The sequence below is a fragment of the Mesorhizobium sangaii genome (genome assembly GCF_014207355.1).
Lineage (GTDB): Bacteria > Pseudomonadota > Alphaproteobacteria > Rhizobiales > Rhizobiaceae > Mesorhizobium > Mesorhizobium sangaii.
In genome coordinates this window covers 442,605-462,672 of record NZ_JACHEF010000001.1, presented here as the reverse complement: position 1 = coordinate 462,672, position 20,068 = coordinate 442,605, and the positions used below count along the sequence as shown (strand labels likewise).

At 62.0% G+C, this 20,068-nt stretch carries 21 protein-coding genes; 15 read left to right on the top strand and 6 right to left on the bottom strand.

Annotated elements, in window-relative coordinates:
- Nucleotides 1-101 precede the first annotated feature (101 nt).
- The gene (locus tag HNQ71_RS02380) at nt 102-1,004 is read right to left on the bottom strand and encodes a LysR substrate-binding domain-containing protein (RefSeq protein WP_184871004.1); all 903 of its coding nucleotides are present in this window, start codon (nt 1,002-1,004) and stop codon (nt 102-104) included.
- 91 nt (nt 1,005-1,095) lie between these two features.
- On the opposite strand from HNQ71_RS02380, the gene HNQ71_RS02375 reads away from it, so the two are divergent.
- The 6 genes from HNQ71_RS02375 to HNQ71_RS02350 all read left to right on the top strand — a co-directional run bounded on the left by HNQ71_RS02375 (nt 1,096) and on the right by HNQ71_RS02350 (nt 7,627).
- Entirely contained in the window at nt 1,096-2,646 is a 1,551-nt protein-coding gene (locus tag HNQ71_RS02375; RefSeq protein ID WP_184871003.1) for a trimethylamine methyltransferase family protein, read from the top strand.
- Nucleotides 2,647-2,689: 43 nt separating this feature from the next.
- Entirely contained in the window at nt 2,690-4,339 is a 1,650-nt protein-coding gene (locus HNQ71_RS02370; RefSeq protein WP_184871002.1) for an ABC transporter substrate-binding protein, read from the top strand.
- A 96-nt stretch (nt 4,340-4,435) separates the two neighbouring features.
- Nucleotides 4,436-5,128 carry a corrinoid protein gene (locus HNQ71_RS02365; protein WP_184871001.1) on the top strand — a complete coding sequence of 231 codons (693 nt, stop codon included), beginning with the start codon at nt 4,436-4,438 and terminating at the stop codon, nt 5,126-5,128.
- 99 nt (nt 5,129-5,227) lie between these two features.
- Nucleotides 5,228-6,337, top strand: coding sequence for a mandelate racemase/muconate lactonizing enzyme family protein (locus HNQ71_RS02360; RefSeq protein ID WP_184871000.1), 1,110 nt, complete (start codon nt 5,228-5,230; stop codon nt 6,335-6,337).
- 197 nt (nt 6,338-6,534) lie between these two features.
- The gene (locus HNQ71_RS02355; protein WP_184870999.1) at nt 6,535-7,014 is read left to right on the top strand and encodes a DUF3828 domain-containing protein; all 480 of its coding nucleotides are present in this window, start codon (nt 6,535-6,537) and stop codon (nt 7,012-7,014) included.
- A 4-nt stretch (nt 7,015-7,018) separates the two neighbouring features.
- Nucleotides 7,019-7,627, top strand: coding sequence for a hypothetical protein (locus HNQ71_RS02350; protein ID WP_184870998.1), 609 nt, complete (start codon nt 7,019-7,021; stop codon nt 7,625-7,627).
- A gap of 109 nt (nt 7,628-7,736) precedes the next feature.
- Here the strand turns inward: HNQ71_RS02350 and queF are convergent, their stop codons facing one another.
- Entirely contained in the window at nt 7,737-8,198 is a 462-nt protein-coding gene (queF, locus tag HNQ71_RS02345; protein WP_184870997.1) for a preQ(1) synthase, read from the bottom strand.
- Nucleotides 8,199-8,434: 236 nt separating this feature from the next.
- Nucleotides 8,435-8,842: a hypothetical protein gene (locus HNQ71_RS02340; RefSeq protein WP_184870996.1), complete on the bottom strand. Its 408-nt coding sequence runs from the start codon at nt 8,840-8,842 to the stop codon at nt 8,435-8,437.
- A 116-nt stretch (nt 8,843-8,958) separates the two neighbouring features.
- Between HNQ71_RS02340 and HNQ71_RS02335 the strand changes: the two genes are divergently transcribed.
- Complete coding sequence (locus tag HNQ71_RS02335) at nt 8,959-9,387, top strand: MarR family winged helix-turn-helix transcriptional regulator (RefSeq protein ID WP_184870995.1); 429 nt, start codon at nt 8,959-8,961, stop codon at nt 9,385-9,387.
- A 13-nt stretch (nt 9,388-9,400) separates the two neighbouring features.
- Here the strand turns inward: HNQ71_RS02335 and HNQ71_RS02330 are convergent, their stop codons facing one another.
- Nucleotides 9,401-10,096, bottom strand: a complete 696-nt coding sequence (locus HNQ71_RS02330) for a polysaccharide deacetylase family protein (RefSeq protein WP_184870994.1) — start codon at nt 10,094-10,096, stop codon at nt 9,401-9,403.
- 216 nt (nt 10,097-10,312) lie between these two features.
- Nucleotides 10,313-12,382, bottom strand: coding sequence for a putative bifunctional diguanylate cyclase/phosphodiesterase (locus tag HNQ71_RS02325; protein WP_184870993.1), 2,070 nt, complete (start codon nt 12,380-12,382; stop codon nt 10,313-10,315).
- A 310-nt stretch (nt 12,383-12,692) separates the two neighbouring features.
- Between HNQ71_RS02325 and HNQ71_RS02320 the strand changes: the two genes are divergently transcribed.
- From HNQ71_RS02320 to HNQ71_RS02310, 3 genes are read left to right on the top strand one after another with little or no spacing between them, the layout of a single operon-like run.
- The gene (locus tag HNQ71_RS02320; protein WP_184870992.1) at nt 12,693-13,880 is read left to right on the top strand and encodes a glycine C-acetyltransferase; all 1,188 of its coding nucleotides are present in this window, start codon (nt 12,693-12,695) and stop codon (nt 13,878-13,880) included.
- A 52-nt stretch (nt 13,881-13,932) separates the two neighbouring features.
- A complete protein-coding gene (gene tdh / locus HNQ71_RS02315; protein WP_184870991.1) occupies nt 13,933-14,967 on the top strand; it encodes an L-threonine 3-dehydrogenase in 1,035 nt (344 codons plus the stop codon).
- The gene (locus HNQ71_RS02310; RefSeq protein ID WP_184870990.1) at nt 14,964-15,386 is read left to right on the top strand and encodes a hypothetical protein; all 423 of its coding nucleotides are present in this window, start codon (nt 14,964-14,966) and stop codon (nt 15,384-15,386) included. The genes tdh and HNQ71_RS02310 overlap by 4 nt, the downstream gene beginning before the upstream one ends.
- Here the strand turns inward: HNQ71_RS02310 and HNQ71_RS02305 are convergent.
- Nucleotides 15,383-15,838: a MarR family winged helix-turn-helix transcriptional regulator gene (locus HNQ71_RS02305; RefSeq protein WP_184870989.1), complete on the bottom strand. Its 456-nt coding sequence runs from the start codon at nt 15,836-15,838 to the stop codon at nt 15,383-15,385. The two genes, HNQ71_RS02310 and HNQ71_RS02305, sit on opposite strands and share 4 nt — an antisense overlap.
- A 91-nt stretch (nt 15,839-15,929) precedes the next feature.
- Here HNQ71_RS02305 and hmgA point away from each other — a divergent pair, with 91 nt between their 5' ends.
- From hmgA to HNQ71_RS02280, 5 genes are all read left to right on the top strand, one after another.
- A complete protein-coding gene (gene hmgA, locus HNQ71_RS02300; RefSeq protein WP_184870988.1) occupies nt 15,930-17,243 on the top strand; it encodes a homogentisate 1,2-dioxygenase in 1,314 nt (437 codons plus the stop codon).
- An 11-nt stretch (nt 17,244-17,254) separates the two neighbouring features.
- On the top strand, nt 17,255-18,109 hold the full coding sequence (locus tag HNQ71_RS02295) for an MBL fold metallo-hydrolase (RefSeq protein ID WP_184872207.1): 855 nt from the start codon (nt 17,255-17,257) through the stop codon (nt 18,107-18,109).
- A 90-nt stretch (nt 18,110-18,199) separates the two neighbouring features.
- Nucleotides 18,200-19,213 carry a fumarylacetoacetate hydrolase family protein gene (locus HNQ71_RS02290; protein ID WP_184870987.1) on the top strand — a complete coding sequence of 338 codons (1,014 nt, stop codon included), beginning with the start codon at nt 18,200-18,202 and terminating at the stop codon, nt 19,211-19,213.
- A gap of 4 nt (nt 19,214-19,217) precedes the next feature.
- A complete protein-coding gene (locus HNQ71_RS02285) occupies nt 19,218-19,511 on the top strand; it encodes a hypothetical protein (RefSeq protein ID WP_184870986.1) in 294 nt (97 codons plus the stop codon).
- A 4-nt stretch (nt 19,512-19,515) separates the two neighbouring features.
- Nucleotides 19,516-20,058, top strand: coding sequence for a DinB family protein (locus HNQ71_RS02280; protein ID WP_184870985.1), 543 nt, complete (start codon nt 19,516-19,518; stop codon nt 20,056-20,058).
- Nucleotides 20,059-20,068: the final 10 nt, after the last annotated feature.

Genomic DNA, 20,068 nt, shown 5'->3' with positions numbered 1-20,068 from the left:
ATAGGCGGATTCGGAACGGATGCGGAAGCTTTCGATGCCGGCGGGGCAGAGGGGGGAAGGATCGCGGCGGTCTTCATTGGCCTTGCAAGATTCAGCCCCTCTCACGCCTGCGCCACCAGCCAATCCCTTACCTTGCGCGCATTGTCGCTGAGCTCGCGGTTCTTTGGCCAGATGACGTAGAATCCGATGCCGGTCGTCAGCACATGATCCGTCACCGGCACCAACAGGCCTGATGCCACGAGGCGCTCGACGAGATGCCGCCAGCCGAGCGAGATGCCTTGTCCCTCCATGACCGCCTGAATCACCAAGGCATAATCATTGATGCGCAACCCGCGCTCGGCATTACGAAGGCTGGTTCCGGCTGCCGCGAACCATTCGTCCCAGTTCGGGGCCTCGCGGTAGGGCTCCTCGAGATGGATGAGCCGATGCATGGCAAGTTCGGCGACAGTCTCTGGCAGCCCAAACTTCGCCAGATAGCTGGGGCCAGCGACCGGGAAGATCTCCTCGTCTGCAAGCAACAGCGAATGATAGTCCGGCCAGTCGCGCGGCACGCCGCCGCGCACGCCGAGCGGGATGCCCTCGGCGATGATGTCGAGGTCGCGGTCGGCGGTCTGTATACGCAGATCAACGCCCGGCAGTTCGTCGCGGAATTGCTGTAGGCGCGGCATCATCCAGAACGAGCCAAAAGCGGTCGAGGCGGCCAGCGTCACATGGCCGCCGGTCGCCTGCAGGCGCAGATCCTCCGCCGACTTGCGGATATGCGACAGGCCGAGCGAGACGTCGGCGTGGAAGCGCTCGCCGGCCTCCGTCAAGAGAACCTGGCGGTGGCGGCGCTGGAAGAGCTTGGCGCCGAGCTGTTCCTCCAGCCCCCGCACGGCGTAGGATACGGCCGCCTGCGTCATGCCGAGCTCGCGCCCGGCGGCGGTGAAGCTCGACAGCCGGCCGGCCGCCTCGAAGACGATCAGGCTGCCGGCGGATGGCAGCAGGTGGCGCAGGCTTCGCATAAGGAGAGTTTATACAAGAGATCAGGATTTTCCAGCGTCACAGCTATATTCCGTCTCGCTAAGTTGACGGGCTGTTGGAGGGATGAGTGCCATGAATGAACCGGCCGTTGCAGTGAACGAACACGCCAACCGCAGAAGCGGCGGTCGCCTGGGGCGCAAGGCGATACGTGGCGCTCCCGTAGCCTCGTTTCCTACGCTGGTGCGCCAGATCCCCGCCTATCAGATGGTGCCTGACGAGGCGGTGGAGTTGATCCACCAGGAATCGCTCTTGATCCTCGAAGAGGTCGGCTGCGAATTCCGCGACGATGAGGCGATCGCCCTGTGGAAGGCCGCCGGGGCCGATGTATCCGAGACGCGCGTCCGCATCGATCGTGCGCTCTTGATGGAGTTGGTCTCGAAGGTCCCTCCGGAATTCACCCTCAATGCCCGCAACCCCGAGCGTACCGTCCGCGTCGGCGGCAAGAATTCCATCTTCGTGCCGATGTATGGCGCGCCCTATGTGCGCGACCTGGACAACAACAGGCGCTACGGTTCGCTCGCCGACCTAAGCAATTTTCACAAGCTCGCCTACATGGCGCCGGCGCTGCACTCGTCGAGCTCGGTCATCTGCGAGCCGATGGAAATTGCAGTGCCCAAGCGTCACCTCCACATCATCCATTCGGCGCTGAAGCACTCCGACAAGCCGTTCATGGGCATCGTCACCTCGAAGGAGCGCGCCGAAGACACGATGGCGATGGCCGGCATCGTCTTCGGCGAAGAGTTCGTCCGCGACAACCCGGTGCTGGTGTCGATCACCAATTGCAACTCGCCGCTGGTGTGGGACGCCACCATGCTGGACGCCATGAAGGTCTATGCGCGCAGCAACCAGCCGTTGATCCTGGCGCCCTTCGCGCTGTGCGGCGCCTCGACCTCGGCCTCTGCCGTCGGCGCGGTGGCGCAGGTCAATGCAGAAGCACTCGCTGGCGTCGCCTTCACGCAGCTCCTGCGTCCGGGGTCGCCGCAGATCTACGGCCAGTTCATGGTGACGGTCGACATGAAGACCGGGGCGCCGATGGGCGGCACGCCGGAGGCCGCCCAGATGATGTACCTGATGGGCGCGCTGGCGCGGAAATACCGGCTGCCTTGGCGCACGTCCGGCTTCCATGTCGGCTCGAAGCTCAATGACGCCCAGGCCGGCTACGAGGCGAACATGCTGATGCACGCCGCCATCCTCGCCGGCGCCAACTACATCTGGCACTCGGCCGGATGGCTGGAGGCGGGGCTCACCTGCGGCTATTCGAAATTCGCCACCGACTGCGAGCAGCTTATCGGCTGGTACAAATATGCAGGTGGCCTTCCGTTCGACGATTTCAAGGAAGCGATGGCCGCGATCCGCGAGGTGGGGCCGCAGGGCCATTTCCTCGGCACCCAGCACACGCTCGAACATTTCGAGTCCGCTTTCTTCATGCCCACCATCATGGACTTCAATTCGTACGAACAGTGGAAGGCCGAAGGCGCGAAGGACCACGACACGCGCGGCCGCGAGAAGGCGCGCAACATGCTGGCCGACTATGAGGAGCCGAAGCTCGACGAGGGCATCGCCGAGGGTCTCAAGGATTTGATCGCGCGGCGTGAGGAAAAACTGCCGGACAGCGTTAGTTGATGTGTCAGGCGAAGACCTGACGGAACAACCAAGGGAGGAAAACATGACGCTCTTCAGAAGCAATGGCGACTGCGTGCCGGGCGCTATCGAGACAATGGCGAAAGAGACGCGTGCAGGCCGCATGGACCGGCGCGAATTCCTGGCGCTGGCCAGCGCCTTCGGCGCGTCGACGGCTTTCGCCTATGGCATGATCGGCCTTGCCGCGCCGACAAAAGCCCTGGCCGATGAACCGAAAAAGGGTGGAACGCTGCATGTCGCGATGTCGGTCAAGGCGCAGAAGGATCCGCGCACCTATGACTGGACCGAGATGGCAAACGTCACCCGTTGTTGGCTGGAGCCGCTCGTCCGCTATACGCACCAGTTCACTTTCGAGCCGGTCCTGCTCGAAAGCTGGGACGTCAATGACGACGCCACCGAATACACACTGCATCTGCGCAAAGGCATCACCTGGAACAACGGCGATGCCTTCAACGCTGATGACGTGGTCTCCAATCTGAACCGCTGGTGCGAGAAGGGTGCTTCCGGCAATTCCATGGCGGCACGCGTCGGCGCGCTGATCGACACAAAGACCGGCAAGGCCAGGGATGGCGCTATCACCAAGGTCGATGACCTCACAGTCAAGCTGAAGCTGACCGAACCCGACATCGCGATCATACCGGGCTTCACCGACTATCCGGCGCTGGTCGTGCATCGCGACTTCGATAAGGATGGCGCCGACCCGATCAAGAAGCCGATCGGTACCGGACCCTTCGAGTTGGTGTCTTATGCCGTGGGTTCGAAGGCGGTCGTCAAGCGTCGCGAGAACGGCAAGTGGTGGGGTGGTGAAACGCCGCTCGACGGTGTCGAGTTCATCGACTACGGCACCGACTTCAACGCCACGCTGAATGCCTTCGAATCTGGCGAGATCGACCTCGATTTCGAGACGCCGGCCGACTTCATCGACGCCCTCGATAAGATGGATCTGGTGAAATCGGAGGTCGCGACGGCGACCACGCTCGTTGCCCGCACCAACATCACCCACAAGCCCTATGACGACCAGCGGGTGCGCAATGCGCTCCAAATGGCCGTCGACAACAATGCCGTCATGCAGCTCGGCTACGCCGGGCTTGGCACGGTTGGCGAGAACCACCACGTCGCCCCCATCCATCCCGAATACTATCCGCTACCCAAGAAGACACGCGATGCCGCCGCCGCCAAGAAGCTGATGGCGGATGCCGGGCAGGCCGACTTCGAGCACGAGCTGATCACCGTCGAGGACGAATGGCAGAAGAACACTGGCGATGCGATCGCCGGCCAATTGCGCGATGCCGGCATCAAGGTGAAGCGTACGGTGCTGCCGGGCTCGACCTTCTGGAACGACTGGACGAAGTATCCGTACTCGATGACCATCTGGTACATGCGGCCCCTGGGCGTCCAGGTGCTGGCGCTCGGCTATCGCTCGGGCGAGGCCTGGAACGAAACGGCCTATGCCAACCCGGATTTCGACGCCAAGCTGAAGCAGGCGCTTTCGCTGGCCGATCCTGCCAAGCGCAAGGAGGTGATGAAGGACGTCGAGCAGATCCTGCAGGATTCCGGCGTCATCATCCAGCCGTTCTGGCAGAAGCTCTACTGCCACATGAGCAAGAAGGTGAAGAACTACGGAATGCACCAGACCTACGAAATGGACTTCCAGAACGTTTGGCTGGACGCCTGATTTAACTCCCGAGACGTGCAAGCAAATGCCGCCGGCACCTATGACAAAAGGTGCTGGCGGCCCGTAAATCACTGACAAGCAATTGGCGCAGGCAAAATGTCCGACGACGAGATCATCCTTTCCGAACTTTCCGACGACGAGTTGGTGCAACAGATGCACGACGATCTCTACGACGGGCTGAAGGAAGAGATCGAGGAAGGCACGCAGATCCTGCTCGAGCGCGGCTGGGTACCTTACAAGGTGCTGACCGAAGCGCTGGTCGAAGGCATGCGCATCGTCGGCGAGGATTTTCGCGACGGCATCCTGTTCGTTCCCGAGGTGCTGTTGTCGGCCAATGCGATGAAGGCCGGCATGTTCATCCTGCGTCCGCTGCTTGCCGCCACCGGCGCGCCGAAGCAGGGCAAGATGGTCATCGGCACCGTCAAGGGCGACATCCACGACATCGGCAAGAACCTCGTCGGCATGATGATGGAAGGTGCCGGCTTCGACGTCATCGACCTCGGCATCAACAATGCGGTCGAGAAGTATCTCGATGCGATCGAGCAGCACCAGCCCGACATCATCGGCATGTCGGCACTGCTGACCACGACCATGCCCTACATGAAGGTCGTCATCGACACGATGAAGGAAAAGGGCATCCGCGACGACTACGTCGTGCTGGTCGGCGGTGCGCCGCTGAACGAGGAATTCGGCAAGGCCGTCGGCGCCGATGCCTATTGCCGCGACGCCGCGGTGGCGGTCGAGACCGCCAAGGACTTCATGAAGCGCAAGCACAACGTGCGGACTTGAGCACAGCAGTTCGATCCATGTTTGTGACCGAGAGCGCCGTCATGGACCCGGATGGCAAGATGGCCAGAATCGCTTGGCTCGAAGGGGGTTGAGGTCCGTATGCGCATCGAGTCGATCAAAGTCTATCAGGTCCTTCTGCCTGTCAAAGGCGGCGCCTACCGGATGGCTAGCGATACCGTGCAGATTCTGGATAGCACACTCGTTGAAGTGACCACCGAGGACGGACTGTCAGGCTGGGGTGAGACGTGCCCGGTCGGCCCTGTTTATCAGCCCCAGCATGCTCTGGGTGCGAGAGCGGCAATTGCCGAAATAGCGCCTGGGCTCGTTGGTGAGGACACTGCGTCCATGCGCCGCCTCGCGAAAAGAATGGACGAGCGGTTGAACGGTCACAACTATGCCAAGGCAGCCTTGGACATAGCCTTCCTCGACCTCGCCGGCCTGCGGCTGGGCGTTCCGGTTTCAACACTTCTGGGCGGGGCGCTCACCGATCGTGTGCCGTCTTACTACTCGACTATTGTCGGTGCACCGGACGAGACGGCGCGTATTGCCGTCGACAAGGTCAAGGCCGGATACCCACGACTTCAGATCAAGATAGGCGGACGGGATCTCGAGCAAGACGTCGCCACCGTGCACAAGGTATGGGAAGCGGTTGGCTTCAAGGCCCGGATAGCTGTCGACGCCAATCGTGGCCTCACCGCCGCGGCCGCGCTGCACATCGATCGGCTTTGCCAGGCAATCCCGTTCGTGTTCGAACAGCCTTGCAACACCATGGAGGAAGTCGCGAGCCTCAAGGGGCGCGTGACCCATCCGGTCTACCTCGATGAGAATACCGAGGATTTGAATGCCGTCCTGCGGGCAGTTTCCTCAGGTATCGCGGACGGATTCGGATTGAAGGTCACCCGCCTTGGTGGCCTCACCAAGATGGTCACGGTGCGCGACCTGTGTGCGATACGATCGCTCCCGCACAGCTGCGACGATGCCTGGGGTGGGGACGTCATCGCCGCGGCCTGCGTGCACCTCGCCGCTACCGTCGAGCCGAGCCGTTTTGAGGGCGCCTGGATCGCGCAGGAATACATCGAAGGGCATACCGACCCGGTAAGCCCCGTCGTCATCGAAAACGGGCATATATGCGTCCCGCAGATGCCAGGGCTCGGTGTCAAGCCTGAGCGCTCCCGGCTCAAAGCGCCTGTCGCGACTTTCGGAGGCTGAGGATCCTGTGATGTTCGCGGCGATTGTATCTGCCCGTATCGTCCGCAGTTAACCGCGGACGTGCTTTTGCGAACCTCCAGAACGTTTGGCCGGACGGCTGAAACAAGGCGCCGCAGGACTTCATGAGCCGCAAAAAAGTCGATATGCAGGATGTGTGGTATTGATAGCCTCAAGCCATCAAAAGCCGGAGATCCTGCATGAGACTGACAGTGCTCGTTGCCGCCCTTTCGATAGCCTTGCCCGCGGCCGCCTTCGCCGGACCAGCGTCCGACGCGGTGAAGTTCTTCTATGTGCCGGCGGTCAAATTCGAGGCCGACGAGCAATACCGGGATCGGTTCACCGAGCCGGTGACGAACCTGTTCAACCTGAACGACCAGGCAACGAAAAAGAACCCGGACGAGGTCGCCTGCATCGATTTCGATCCTGGCCTGGACGCCCAGGACTTCGATCAGAAGACTGTTTCGAAAACGCTGAAACTGGCCGAGAAGCTGGATGGTGACAACGCCGAGGTTACAGCGTCCTTCAGCCTTTTTTCGGAAGGCGATGACTCCAAACGTGAAATGGTCTGGTCGCTGAAGAAGATCGGCGGCAAGTGGAAGATATCGGACATTGCCTCCAAGACCAGCGCCTGGAAGCTCAGCGCGCTGGAATGCACGGCCGGCCAGACGCCGGAGTAAGGCGATGGTCCGTCGCCTGTTCCTGGCACTGCCGGCTATTTGCCTGCTGGCGGCGGGTCTGAGCGGCGCCGCCGCGCAAGGGCTGTTCGGTGCGCCGCCGGCAAACGCGCCGGCTGACACCGCCCCGGGCGACAGCGGGGCGCCACCCGCAAATGCGCCCGGCGGTGCGGCGGAACCCGCAACGCCCCCAGTTGCATGGCCGCCCAGCGAGCCCGCCGCCCCCATCCAGCCGGGATCGCCGACAGCGGTGGTGCGGCCATTTTACGATCAGGTCGGGCTCGAACTCGATCCGGCGCAGCGCAGCCATTTCATCGATCCGGCGAAAACCGTTCTCGACAAGAGCGACGCCTTGCGCAAATCCGGACAGGGCGAATGCCTCGACCCCAACATGGCGCTCGACAACGCGAACTATGACAAGGCCGAGATCGACAAGAGCCTGAAGACGCTTGAAGCGATCAGTGGCGACCAGGCCAAGGTCATTGTCGCCTTCGTCGTCGCCGGCAACCCGCACCGGCTGGAATGGAAGTTCAGGAAGGTCGACGGCGACTGGAAGATATCGGACCTGTTGTCGGTGACCGGCGAATGGGCGCTCAGCCAATATCAGTGCGAATGAGCGGGAGACCAAACGCGCGTCGCGAGAAACGGATTCTGGCGACGCGCTTTAAGTCTTTGTTTTTATACATGCGTTGCCCAAAACCGGGGCCATCTTTGGCCGACATGCATCAGCCACGCCCGCGATAGGGCGCCACTCCGGTATCCGGCAGCCAGGCACCTTCCGGCGGCGCGCCGGTCTGCCAGAACACGTCGATCGGAATGCCGCCGCGCGGAAACCAGTAGCCGCCGATGCGCAGCCACAGCGGCTTGGTTGCCGCCACGATGCGGCGGCCGATCATGACGGTGCATTCTTCATGAAAGGCGCCGTGGTTGCGAAACGAGGTCATGAACAGTTTCAGCGACTTCGATTCCACCAGCAGTCCATCGGGGGCGTAGTCGATGACGATGTGGGCGAAATCCGGCTGGCCGGTGACCGGGCACAGCGAGGTGAATTCCGGGCAGGTGAAGCGCACGATAGCCGGCGGGCCGTCGCCGCGCGTAAACGGCACGGTCTCCAGCACCGCCTGATCGGGGCTCTGTGGCGTCTCGACGTGTGCGCCGAGCTGGGTGAGGTTCTTGGTTACGGTCATGGCAGCATTCCTTCGAATTTGCCGCTCATTAGCATCGGACCGAAAAGCGCGCAGCGGTTTTCGGACGATTCCGATGATTAAATAGGATCTGAACCATCGGACCGAAAAGTGCCCGGCATTGTTGGTGGCGCGCGGTCGGCCCTGCGTACGAGAGCCCGTGTACGTCGGTCAGACCGCGCGCCCGCACGTCATTGGCTTGTCGCCAGACAACGTACGATTCTACGAGTTGCTACGTCTCAGACCATCCTGGCGACGGCCATGCAGAACACGGTGACGACCAGCAGCCGCGCCGCAATCCGCTCACCCCTAGCCATTCTGGCGCGCACTTGCGTTTCGGTTTCCGCATTTGCGCCGGCAAGCCGCCGGCTGGGCGCCCTGACCATGGCGCCGAGCACGCCCGCGGCGGCGAAAGCGGCCAGGATGCCAAGCGCCAGCACCATTTCCATCGAGCCGAAATAGGCGCCGTGGAAGAAATACCAGAGCAGCGCGCCGGTCAGGAAAACCATGCCGGCCGCGCCCATTTGCGGCTGGATGAAGCGCTCGGCCCGGATATCGGGATCGCGCGCCAGCGTGATCGTCGTGCCTGCCCAGAAGACACCGGCCATGACGTGAAGGCCGATAACGACGATGTAGACGTACTGCATGACCGGTTCTCCTCTTTCGTCCGCCATTGCCATATAGTTAGATATCTAACGGTTAGGTGTCAATGTATAAACCGGAGCCAGTTCCATCGGCCTTTCCCTTGTTCTAGTGTCTTGTGATGACGCCTTTCGAACGCCCGCCAGTCGGCATGAATCTCGGCCGCACCGCCAAGCTTGTCGCCCAGGCCTTCGATGCCGCCCTGGTCGAAGCCGGCGGCACGCTGCCTGTCTGGCTCACGCTGCTTTCGGTCAAGTCGAGCAAGCTTGCCAACCAGCGCGAACTTGCGGGCATGATCGGCATCCAGGGCGCGACGCTGACACACCATCTCAACGCGATGGAGACGCAGGGCCTGCTGACGCGCCGCCGCGATCCCGTCAATCGCCGGGTTCACCTGGTCGAATTGACCGAGGCCGGAGAAGCGATGTTCGAGACATTGCGCAAGGCAGCGCTTGTTTTCGACAAGCGGCTGCGGGTGGGGTTGTCCGACGAGCGGCTGGCGGAGTTCGCGCAGGTGCTGGAGGCCTTGCGGGCCAATGTGGAAAGCTAAGGCAGGATGAGGCTCAGTCGTCGTAGCTCTGGATTGCGCCAAAGGTGTAGTGGCGCAGCTTCAGTGCGGTGATCAGGTTGGTCAGCTTCGCCTTGCCGTCAAAACTGTCCTGGAACATCTCGTCATGCATCAGCAGGATCAGCTTGCGCGGCTTGACGAAGCGGCCGTAGCCGAACAGGTGATCGATCTCGCTGACCAGATGGTCGACGCTCTGCACCGGCTCGCCACTGTCCTTGTGCACCCATTCGTGGTCCCAGCCATAGAGATAAAACCCTGAGGCCGCGACAAACTCATAGTCGGGCTCCTCGCGCCCCTCCTGGGCCAGGCCAAGCGAGGTGTCGTTCTTCGACATCGACGGCAGCCTGAACACGTCGCGCCCCGGCAGCCGGGCGTGCACCACCGGCTTCAGGCCGAGCACAGCGTTGGCCCGCATCATGTCGGCGACGACGCCTTCGGTGTCGGCGTAGTAATGCTGGTAGCGGTTGTTGGCGTGGCTGTAGCTGTGGTTGCCGAGCGTCACCAGCGGAAGCTGTTTGGCGCGCTGGACGAGCGATCTGTTGGCGGCGTTGGCTTGCGCATGCATACCGACCATGAACATGGCCGCCGGAATCTGCTCGGCCTCCAGCACGTCGAGGATGTTGCTGGTGCCGTTCAGCGGGCCATCGTCAAAGGTGAGATAGATGGTGCGATCCGCCCCATGGGCACGCAAAAATCAACAGTGCCGCCAGGACAAACCGAAACGGTGCCATCAACTGCGCTATCCGATTGCGATGACGACAGGCCGCCATGTCCACAATGGCTTGTCAAGGCGGCCAGTGCATGTCGCCCAAAAGTGCGCAGCGGTTTTGGAATGCGACATGCACTAGACAAGGACACAAAGCGCGGCGCATGACTCCGCTCAAGCGCGACGCGCTTTGGGCAGCGCCTACGTCAGGCTTCCTTGCAGCACCGTCAGCCTGGCCTTCTTCGGCATGCGGGCCGTAAGCCATTCCAGCGCCTTATCGTGCGGCATCGGGAAGGCGATGGAATAGCCCTGCACCTGGTCGCAGCCGATCGCCATCAGCGAATCGAGCTCGGCCTCGGTTTCAGCACCTTCGGCAACGATCGAAATGCCAAGGCCCCGCGCCAGCTCGGTAATGGCGCGGACGATCTTCGAGTTGTCGCCATTCTCATGGATGTTCTGGACGAAGCGGCGGTCGATCTTCAGCCGGTCGATCTCGTTGGGGTTGACATGGCTGAGCGAGGCATAGCCGGTGCCGAAATCATCGAGTTCGAGATGGACGCCGGCTGCCCTGATGTGGCGCAGCTTGGCGGCGATGCCGGTCTTCTCGTCGTCGAGAATGACGGATTCGACGATTTCCAGCGACAGTTTCTGCGGCGGCAGCCCGGCCTTCTCCAGCGTCTCGAAAAGAAACGCATCGAAATCGTGCTCGCGCAGTTCGGTGCCGGAAACATTGACGGCAAGCCGCCCGAAGGCAATGCCGGCGCGGTTCCATTCGGCAGCTTCCTTGATCGCCTTGGAGATGACGATGCGGCCGATCTCCGGCATAAAGCCGCATTTTTCGGCGACCGGAATGAATTCGCCGGGCGGGATCATGCCGCGCTCGGCATGGTTCCAGCGCACCAGCGCCTCGATGCCGCTGATCGTGCCATTGGTCAGCGAGACCTGCGGCTGGAAATAGACCTGGAACGCCCGGTCCGCGATGGCGACCTTGATGTCGTGCTCGAGCTGCTTGCGATAGTCGAGCTCGCGGCGCAACTCCTCGGAGAAGAACGAGAAGTTGCTGCCTCCCAGCTTCTTGGCGGAGTAGAGCGCCAGATCGGCGTGGACCAACAGGTCCTGCGCATTGTCGGCGTCGACCGGGTAGACGGCGATGCCGGCGCTGGCACCCGGAAGAATGTTCGTGCCCTGGAAGACGATCGGCTCGTTGATGTGGGCCAGGATACGCCGCGCCAGCATGTTGATGTCTTCGGTACCGCCGGCGCCGCCGAGGATCATGACGAACTCGTCGCCACCCAGGCGTACGCACAGGTCCGATGCCCGGCAGGAATCGCGCATGCGCTGCGCCGTGACGACAAGCACATAGTCGCCGGCGGCGTGGCCGAGCGTATCGTTGATCTGCTTGAATCGGTCGAGGTCGAGCTGGACGACGGCAAGCCGCTCACGGCGCCGTTGTGAGCCCTTGATCAGCGTATCGAAATGATCGGTCAGGAAGGTGCGGTTGTGCAGGCCGGTGAGACCATCGTGCACCGCGATGAAGGCCATGGAATTGCGCGCGTCGATCAGCTCATGCGTCTTGCGCAGGATGGTGTTCGACATCGGCCTGAAGATGAAGAGCGCCACCAGCACGATCACGCCGAGGGTGGCGTAGAACAGCGTGCGGTGAAGCGCGAGCAGCTTCTCGGAGCGCTCGTCGGCATCGGCGCTGATGCGCTGGCCAAGCGCTGCGTAGCCCGACAAGGTCGCGTTGGCGACAGAGGCATCGAGATTGACGCGCTCGCCGCTGCCCTTGTAGCCGTCACTGGCGCCCGTCAGCTGGGATTCAAAGGATGAAATCAGCCGCTTGCCATTGGCGACGAGGCCTACCGAGAAGTAATCGAGATGGAACGGCTTGGCGAACAGCACGCTCTCGGTCGATTTCGGGTCCAATCGGGCAGGGGACATCGGGTCGGCGTTGGTCTGCTCGAGCAGCAGATCGTAGTTCGTCTCGAACTCCGCCGTCGCCTGCTTGAGAGCGCTGACCAGCGCTGGCTGCTTGTCACGCGAACCAGAACTCGTTGCGCCGGCAAGGAAGACGATGCGCTGCGACAGCGTCTTTTGCGTGCTGACGATGTCGAGCAAGGTGTTGTTGTGCTGCTGGGTGGCCATCATCTGCTGCAGCAGGATGAAGGATGCTATCACCATGGCGGCGATGATCAGCAGGGCCAGCCAGTAGCCAGCCTTGATCAGCAGTATGAGCTTGCCTGAAACGGTTTGCACCGGCTGCTGCGACATGTTGGGGGGCGGCCCTCTCGCCAACGGATTCTTGTTGCGAGGACCATTGGCGCGCAAACGTTAACAGGTCTGGAAATCGACAGCCGGACGGCGAGGGGGAAACGCTTAAAGATCGCGAAATGGTTATCGGCTGGTTTAGCGCTGTGTCGGCATTTGAGCGGTCGTCGGTCAGCACCGTTGTCGTGACGTCGCTTCCGCGGCCGCATGACGATTGATATCGGGGCCGCCTGCCCACCGATCCGGTCGTTTTTGCGATGGATTTTTCGAGCGGGCCGGACGACAGTCGGGCCACATCAAACGAGGCCCGATCATGACCGCAGCATTTCTCTCTCACATCGACAGCGAACTCGCCGGGCTCAAGTCGGCCGGCCTCTATAAATCCGAGCGGGTGATCTCTTCAACCCAGTCGGCGCAGATCGAGGTCGGCGGCCAGAAGGTGCTCAATTTCTGCGCCAACAACTATCTCGGCCTTGCCGACAGCGCTGACCTGCGCGCGGCGGCCAGCCAGGCGCTCGACCGCTATGGCTACGGCATGGCCTCGGTGCGCTTCATCTGTGGCACGCAGGAGGAGCACAAGCAGCTCGAGGCGACGATTTCGTCCTTCCTCGGTCTAGAGGACACCATCCTCTACGGCTCTTGCTTCGACGCCAATGGCGGCCTTTTCGAAACGCTGTTGGGGGAGGACGACGCGATCATTTCCGATGCGCTGAACCACGCCTCGATCATCGACGGCGTGCGACTGTCGAAGGCCAAACGCTTCCGCTACGCCAACAACGACATGGCCGACCTCGAAGCACGGTTGAAGGAGGCGAAGGATTGCCGCTTCCGTCTGATCGCCACCGACGGCGTGTTTTCCATGGATGGCATCATCGCCAATCTCAGGGGTGTCTGCGACCTCGCCGACAAGTACAATGCCATGGTGATGGTCGACGACAGCCATGCGGTCGGCTTCGTCGGCCAGAATGGCCGCGGCTCGGCAGAGCATTGCGGCGTCGAGGGCAGGGTCGACATCATCACCGGCACGCTCGGCAAGGCGCTCGGCGGTGCATCCGGCGGTTACACATCGGGCAAAAGCCAAGTGGTCGATTGGCTGCGCCAGCGCTCGCGGCCCTATCTGTTTTCCAACACGCTGATGCCGGCGATCGCCGGCGCTTCGATCAAGGTGTTCGACCTGATCCGCAATGGCGACGCCTTGCGCGAGCGCCTATATGCCAATGCGGCGCGGTTCAGGTCGCAGATGGGTAAGCTCGGCTTCACGCTGGCCGGGGCCGATCATCCGATCATTCCGGTGATGCTGGGCGACGCTACGCTGGCGCAGGAGATGGCGGCGCGCATGCTGAAGCGCGGCATCTATGTCATCGGCTTTTCCTTCCCGGTGGTGCCGAAGGGCCAGGCGCGTATCCGCACGCAGATGTCGGCCGCGCATTCCAGCGCCGACATCGACCGCGCAGTGGAGTCGTTCGGCGCCGTCGGGCGCGAGCTCGGGGTGATTTCCTGAAAGGCCGAAATCGCAAAGCGATTTCGAAACAAGAGATTCAAGGGACAAAAGCATGTCGAACATGATGAAGGCGCTGGTGAAAGCCAAAGCCGAGCCAGGCATCTGGATGGAAGAGGTGCCGGTGCCGGAGATCGGCCCGAACGACGTGCTGATCAAGGTCAGGAAGACGGCGATCTGCGGCACCGACGTCCACATCTACAATTGGGACCAGTGGGCGCAGAAGACCGTGCCGGTACCGATGGTGACAGGCCATGAATTCGTCGGCACGGTTGCCGATTTCGGCGCCGCGGTCACCGAATACAAAGTCGGCCAGCGCGTGTCGGGCGAAGGCCACATCGTCTGCGGCCATTGCCGCAACTGCCGCGCGGGCAGAGGGCACCTTTGCCGCAACACGCTCGGCGTCGGCGTCAACCGCCCCGGCGCCTTCGGCGAGTATCTGGCGATCCCGCAGCACAATGTCGTGCCGATCCCCGACGACGTGCCGGACGAGATCGCCGCGATCTTCGATCCGCTCGGCAATGCGGTTCACACCGCCCTGTCCTTCGACCTGGTCGGCGAGGATGTGCTGGTCACCGGGGCCGGGCCGATCGGCATCATGGGCGCGCTGGTGGCGCAATGCGTCGGCGCGCGAAAGGTGGTCATCACCGACATCAACCCGGTGCGGCTGGCGCTGGCGAAAAAGCTTGGCGTGCAGCATGTCGTCGACGCCTCGAAGGAAAAGCTGCGCGACGTCATGCCGGTGCTCGGCATGACCGAGGGTTTCGACGTCGGTCTCGAGATGTCGGGAGCGGCACCCGCCTTCCGCGACATGATCGACACCATGAACAATGGCGGCAAGATCGCCATTCTCGGCATTGCGCCCACCGGCTTCGAGATCGACTGGAACAAGGTCATCTTCAAGATGCTGCATCTCAAGGGCATCTACGGCCGCGAGATGTTCGAGACCTGGTACAAGATGATCGCGCTGGTGCAGGGCCCGCTGGATGTTTCCGGGCTGATCACGCATCGTATCGGAATCGACGACTTCCAGACTGGCTTCGATGCGATGCGCAGCGGCGGTTCCGGCAAGGTGGTGATGGACTGGTGAGGCAGTTATTTTTTCGTCACCTGAACTCGGACTGGAACGCTGAGCCCAACGCTCCCAATGTAGAGCTGACGGTTGAGGGTGACACGGTTCAGCTTGTATTTCTCTTGAATTCGTGGGCCTATGACGCAAGTACGGGAGAGACGGGAACCCTTCGGTTCATCGGCTGCAGCCGATGGCGATGGGACTCCACGAACGATTACGCTTGGTTCGCAGGGAAAGGCCTCTACGGCAAGCAAGCTCCAAAATGGGGCGAGTTTTACGAGGTGATCGGCGATAGTCGGCCAATTGGCGAGGACGACTGGGAAGTTCTGTCTTCAGACGAACCTGAATCGCGGCAATTCCTGTTCTATTTTCGCGATGACACCATCGAAGTCATTGCTGAAGACTGGTCGCTTACTCGACAATTTCCAAGCGCCTAGCCTTTTCGTTCAGGGTGACTTACTCCTAAGCAAGCTTCCAGTGTGGCCAACGCTGTTTTTATTGCCGAGCGGTCGCCATTGCTCAGTTCCTCCAGCAACCCCCTTTCGAACGCCTTCGCCAGCGGCACCATTTCGCCATAGGCGGCAAGGCCCGCCTTGGTCAGGGTCAGATGCTCGACGCGGCGGTCGTTTTCATCGGGAGTGCGCGTCAGCCAGCGCCGTCGTTCGAGTTCGGCAACGGCGCGTGACACCTTGGTCTTGTGCATGGCCGATTGCTCGCCGAGGGCTGTCGCCGTCATCGTGCCGTGCTGGCCCAGCCCCGAAAGGGTGCGCCATTCCGGCCGCGTCAGGCCATGGCTGTCCTTGTATATCCCCGCGAATTCCCGGCTGACCGCGTCGGCCAGGCGATAGAGCCGGTAGGGCAGGAAGTTTTCCAGGTCGAGGATTTCCATGGTTGCACATCCCGGCAGAAGCATTGGCATTGATAGTTACATTTTCGATGGTTACAAATGAAACCAGTTTGGTCAATTCCGGGAGGAAGCGATGGCCTTTTCCTACATGCCGGGCTTCGGCAACGACTTCGAAACCGAAACCTTGCCCGGCTCGCTGCCGCAGGGACGGAATTCGCCGCAGCGGCCGGCCTATGGCCTCTATGCCGAGCAGCTTTCCGGTTCGCCCTTCACCGCGCCGCGCGGCACCAATGAGCGCTCCTGGCTCTATCGGATCCGCCCGAGCGTGAAGCACACCGGCCGTTTCAAACCGGCTGACTATCCATTATGGAAGAGCGCTCCCAATGTCGGTGATCACGAGCTGGCGCTCGGCCAGTACCGCTGGAACCCGGTGCCGATGCCGAAGGAGCCGACCGATTTCATCGCCGGCATGCGCAGCATCACCACCGCCGGCGACGTGCTTGGGCAAACCGGCATGGCGGCCCACGTCTATGTCGCCAACCGCTCGATGGTTGACGACCATTTTTTCAACGCCGATGGCGAGTTGCTCATCGTGCCGCAGGTCGGCGCCTTGCGCTTCGTCACCGAGATGGGCGTCATCGAGCTTCGGCCCGGCGAGATCGCCGTGCTGCCCCGCGGGCTTGTCTTCAAGGTCGAGCTGGTCGATGCCGAAGTGCGCGGCTATGTCTGCGAGAACTATGGCGCCAAGCTGACCTTGCCGGACCGCGGCCCGATCGGCGCCAATTGCCTGGCCAATCCGCGCGATTTCAAGACGCCTTGCGCCTGGTTCGAGGAGAAGGAGACACCGTGCCGGCTGACGGTGAAATGGTGCGGCAACTTCCATGTGACCGAGATCGGCCACTCGCCGCTGGACGTCGTTGCCTGGCACGGCAACTACGCGCCTTACAAATATGATCTGGCCACCTTTTCGCCGGTCGGCGCCATCCTCTTCGACCATCCCGATCCGTCGATCTTCACCGTGCTGACGGCGCCCAGCGGCGAGGAAGGCACCGCCAACATTGACTTCGTCATCTTCCCGCCGCGCTGGTTGGTGGCGGAGGATACGTTCCGGCCGCCCTGGTATCACCGCAACATCATGAGCGAATTCATGGGCCTGATCCACGGCCAGTATGACGCCAAGGAGGAGGGTTTCGTTCCCGGAGGCATCAGCCTGCACAATCTGATGCTGGCCCATGGGCCTGACTCGACAGGTTTTGAAAAAGCCTTCCGCGCGGACCTGAAACCGGTCAAGCTCGACAACACCATGGCCTTCATGTTCGAGACCCGTTTTCCGCAGATGCTGACCCGCTACGGCGCCGAACTGGAAACCCGGCAGGACAACTACATCGACTGCTGGGCCGATCTGAAGAAGCGCTTCAACGGCACGCCCGAGGGCGACTGGTCTTGAGCAGCGAGTCCATGCCGGACCGGCTGGTGCTTTTGGGCTCGAAGGGCGGCCCGGCGCTGCGGCCGGGTGGCCCATGGCCAAGCTCGTCGCTGCTGCGGATCGGCGGTCGCAGCATTGTCGTCGACTGCGGACTTGGCGTGACGCGGGGTCTCGTCGATGCCGGCATCGGGCTGAAGGCGCTCGACCTGATCTTCATCACGCATCTGCATTCCGACCATGTGCTGGAACTCGGGCCGCTGATCCACACCGCCTGGACAGCGGGTCTGGCCACGCCCGTCGGCGTGTTCGGTCCGCCAGGCATGGGCCACTACTGGCGGCGCTTTTGCCAGGCGATGGAATTTGACATCGAGATCCGCATCGTCGACGAGGGTCGGCCGGATATTCGCGAACTGGTTTCGATCAACGAATTCGCCGAAGGCCTGGTTGTCGAGCAACGCGGCCTCAAGGTTTCGGCTCTACGCGTCGACCATCCGCCGGTGACCGACTGCTTTGCGTTGCGCTTCGAACATGGCGGGAAAAGCGTAGTGTTCTCCGCCGATACGGCGTTCTTTCCACCGCTCGCCGATTTTGCCCAAGGCGCCGACATCGTCGTTCATGAAGCCATGCTGGAGGAAGGCATCGAGCGGCTGGTGGCCAAAACCGGCAATGGCGCGCGGCTGCGGGAGCATTTGCTCGCCAGCCACAGCTTTGCCGAGGAGGCCGGGCGCATCGCCAGCGATGCCGGCGTAAAGAGGCTGGTGCTCAACCACCTCATTCCGGCCGACGATCCCGGGATTGTCGAGGCCGACTGGATCGCGGCTGTCAGGAAAACATGGGTCGGCGACTTGACGATCGCCAGCGACGGCCTTGTTGTGGAGTTCGCATGACCCTGAAAAGTGGAAACCGCTTTTCGCTGGAGATCATGCGTAAAACAAAAATCTAAGCGGCGCCAAAGCCGCAACAGGAGAGGAAACCGCATGAAGCTTGCCACATTGAAGGATGGGACGCGCGACGGAAAACTCGTCGTCGTCTCGCGCGACCTTACACGCTTCACCGACGCCTCGTTCCTGGTGCGCACGCTGCAGGCGGCGCTCGACGACTGGCGGCGCATCGCCCCGCACCTCGCGACAATAGCGGAATCGCTGGAAAACAATGCGATGCCGTCGGAGCGGTTCCACGAGCATGACGCCCATTCGCCGCTCCCGCGCGCCTATCAATGGGCCGATGGCTCGGCCTATGTGAACCATGTCGAGTTGGTGCGCAAAGCGCGCGGCGTCGAGATGCCAGCAAGCTTTTGGACCGACCCGCTGATCTACCAGGGCGGCTCGGATTCTTTCATCGCGCCGCGTGATCCGATCCGCATGGCCGACGAAGCCTTCGGCATCGACATGGAAGGGGAAGTCGCCGTTATTGTCGACGATGTACCAATGGGCGCTAGCCTCGATGAGGCACGCGCCGCGATCCGGCTGGTGATGCTGGTCAACGACGTGACGCTGCGCGCACTCACCGGGCCGGAACTCGCCAAGGGTTTCGGCTTCTTCCAATCAAAGCCGTCCTCGGCGTTTTCGCCCGTCGCGGTGACGCCGGATGAATTGGGCGACGCCTGGGATGGCGGCAAGGTCAGCCTGCCGCTGCTTGCCGACCTCAACGGCAAGCCGTTCGGCCGGGCCAATGCCGGCGTCGACATGACCTTCGATTTTCCGGCCCTGATCGTTCACGCCGCCAGGACAAGGCCGCTGGTATCAGGCACCATCATCGGTTCCGGCACCGTCTCCAACAAGCTCGACGGCGGGCCGGGCAAGCCTGTCTCGGCTGGCGGCGCCGGCTATTCCTGCATCGCCGAACTGCGCATGATCGAGACCATCGAGACTGGAGCGCCCAAAACGCCATTCCTGCGCTTCGGCGATACGGTGCGCATCGAGATGAAAAACAAAAGCGGAAATTCAATCTTCGGCGCCATCGAGCAGAAGGTCGAGAAATACGAGAGGTGAGGGAGTGACGGGGGAAGCATTCTATCTGCTGGCCGGCGTCTGGGCGCTTGCTATATTGGCTGTGTTCATCCTGGCGATCCGGCTGAGCTACCGCATCGAGGCGCGCTCGCCCGACCTTATCAACCGCAGCGGCTTTCCGCGCAAGGCGATGATGTTCCACACCGTCACCAACATGAAAGTCGCGCGGGACGAGGAAACACAGGCAATGCGGCGGCGTATGAACAGGCTGTTGCTGATCGTTCTCGCCGGATTTGCGGTTATGTGGGCGGGTCTGTATTTGGTTCGATCCGCGGGATGAGGTGATGACCCTGCTTGATCATCTGCGCCGCATGGCCGGTAACAATCTCTGGTCGAATGATCGGCTGTACCGTGCTGTTCTGCAGCTCAAGCTCGGCGAATTCTCAGCCGAACGCACCAGTTTCTTCCCATCGATCGAGGCGACGCTCAACCACATCCTTGCGGTCGATCTTCTCTATCTCGATTTTCTCGAAGAGGGCGGCGTCGGCGCCGCCGCCCATGACGATTTCGTGCCGATCGACGAGCCGCAGGCGTTGTTTGCCGCCCAGCTCGCTGCCGACCGTCGCTTGATCGCTTTTTGCGACCGGCTCTCGGCGGTCGATCTCGATCGTCAGGTCTTCACCGACCGGCGCGCGGACGGCATGATCCCCGAACGCATCGGCGACATCCTCGCTCATGTCTTCCTGCATGACATCCACCATCGCGGTCAGGTGCACGCCATGCTCTCCGGCACGTCGGTCGCGCCGCCGCAACTCGACGAGTTCCTGCTCGACTACGATGTGAAGCTGAGGAAAGAAGAGGTCGAGCGGCTGGGCCTCAAGATCTGATTTAGCGCGT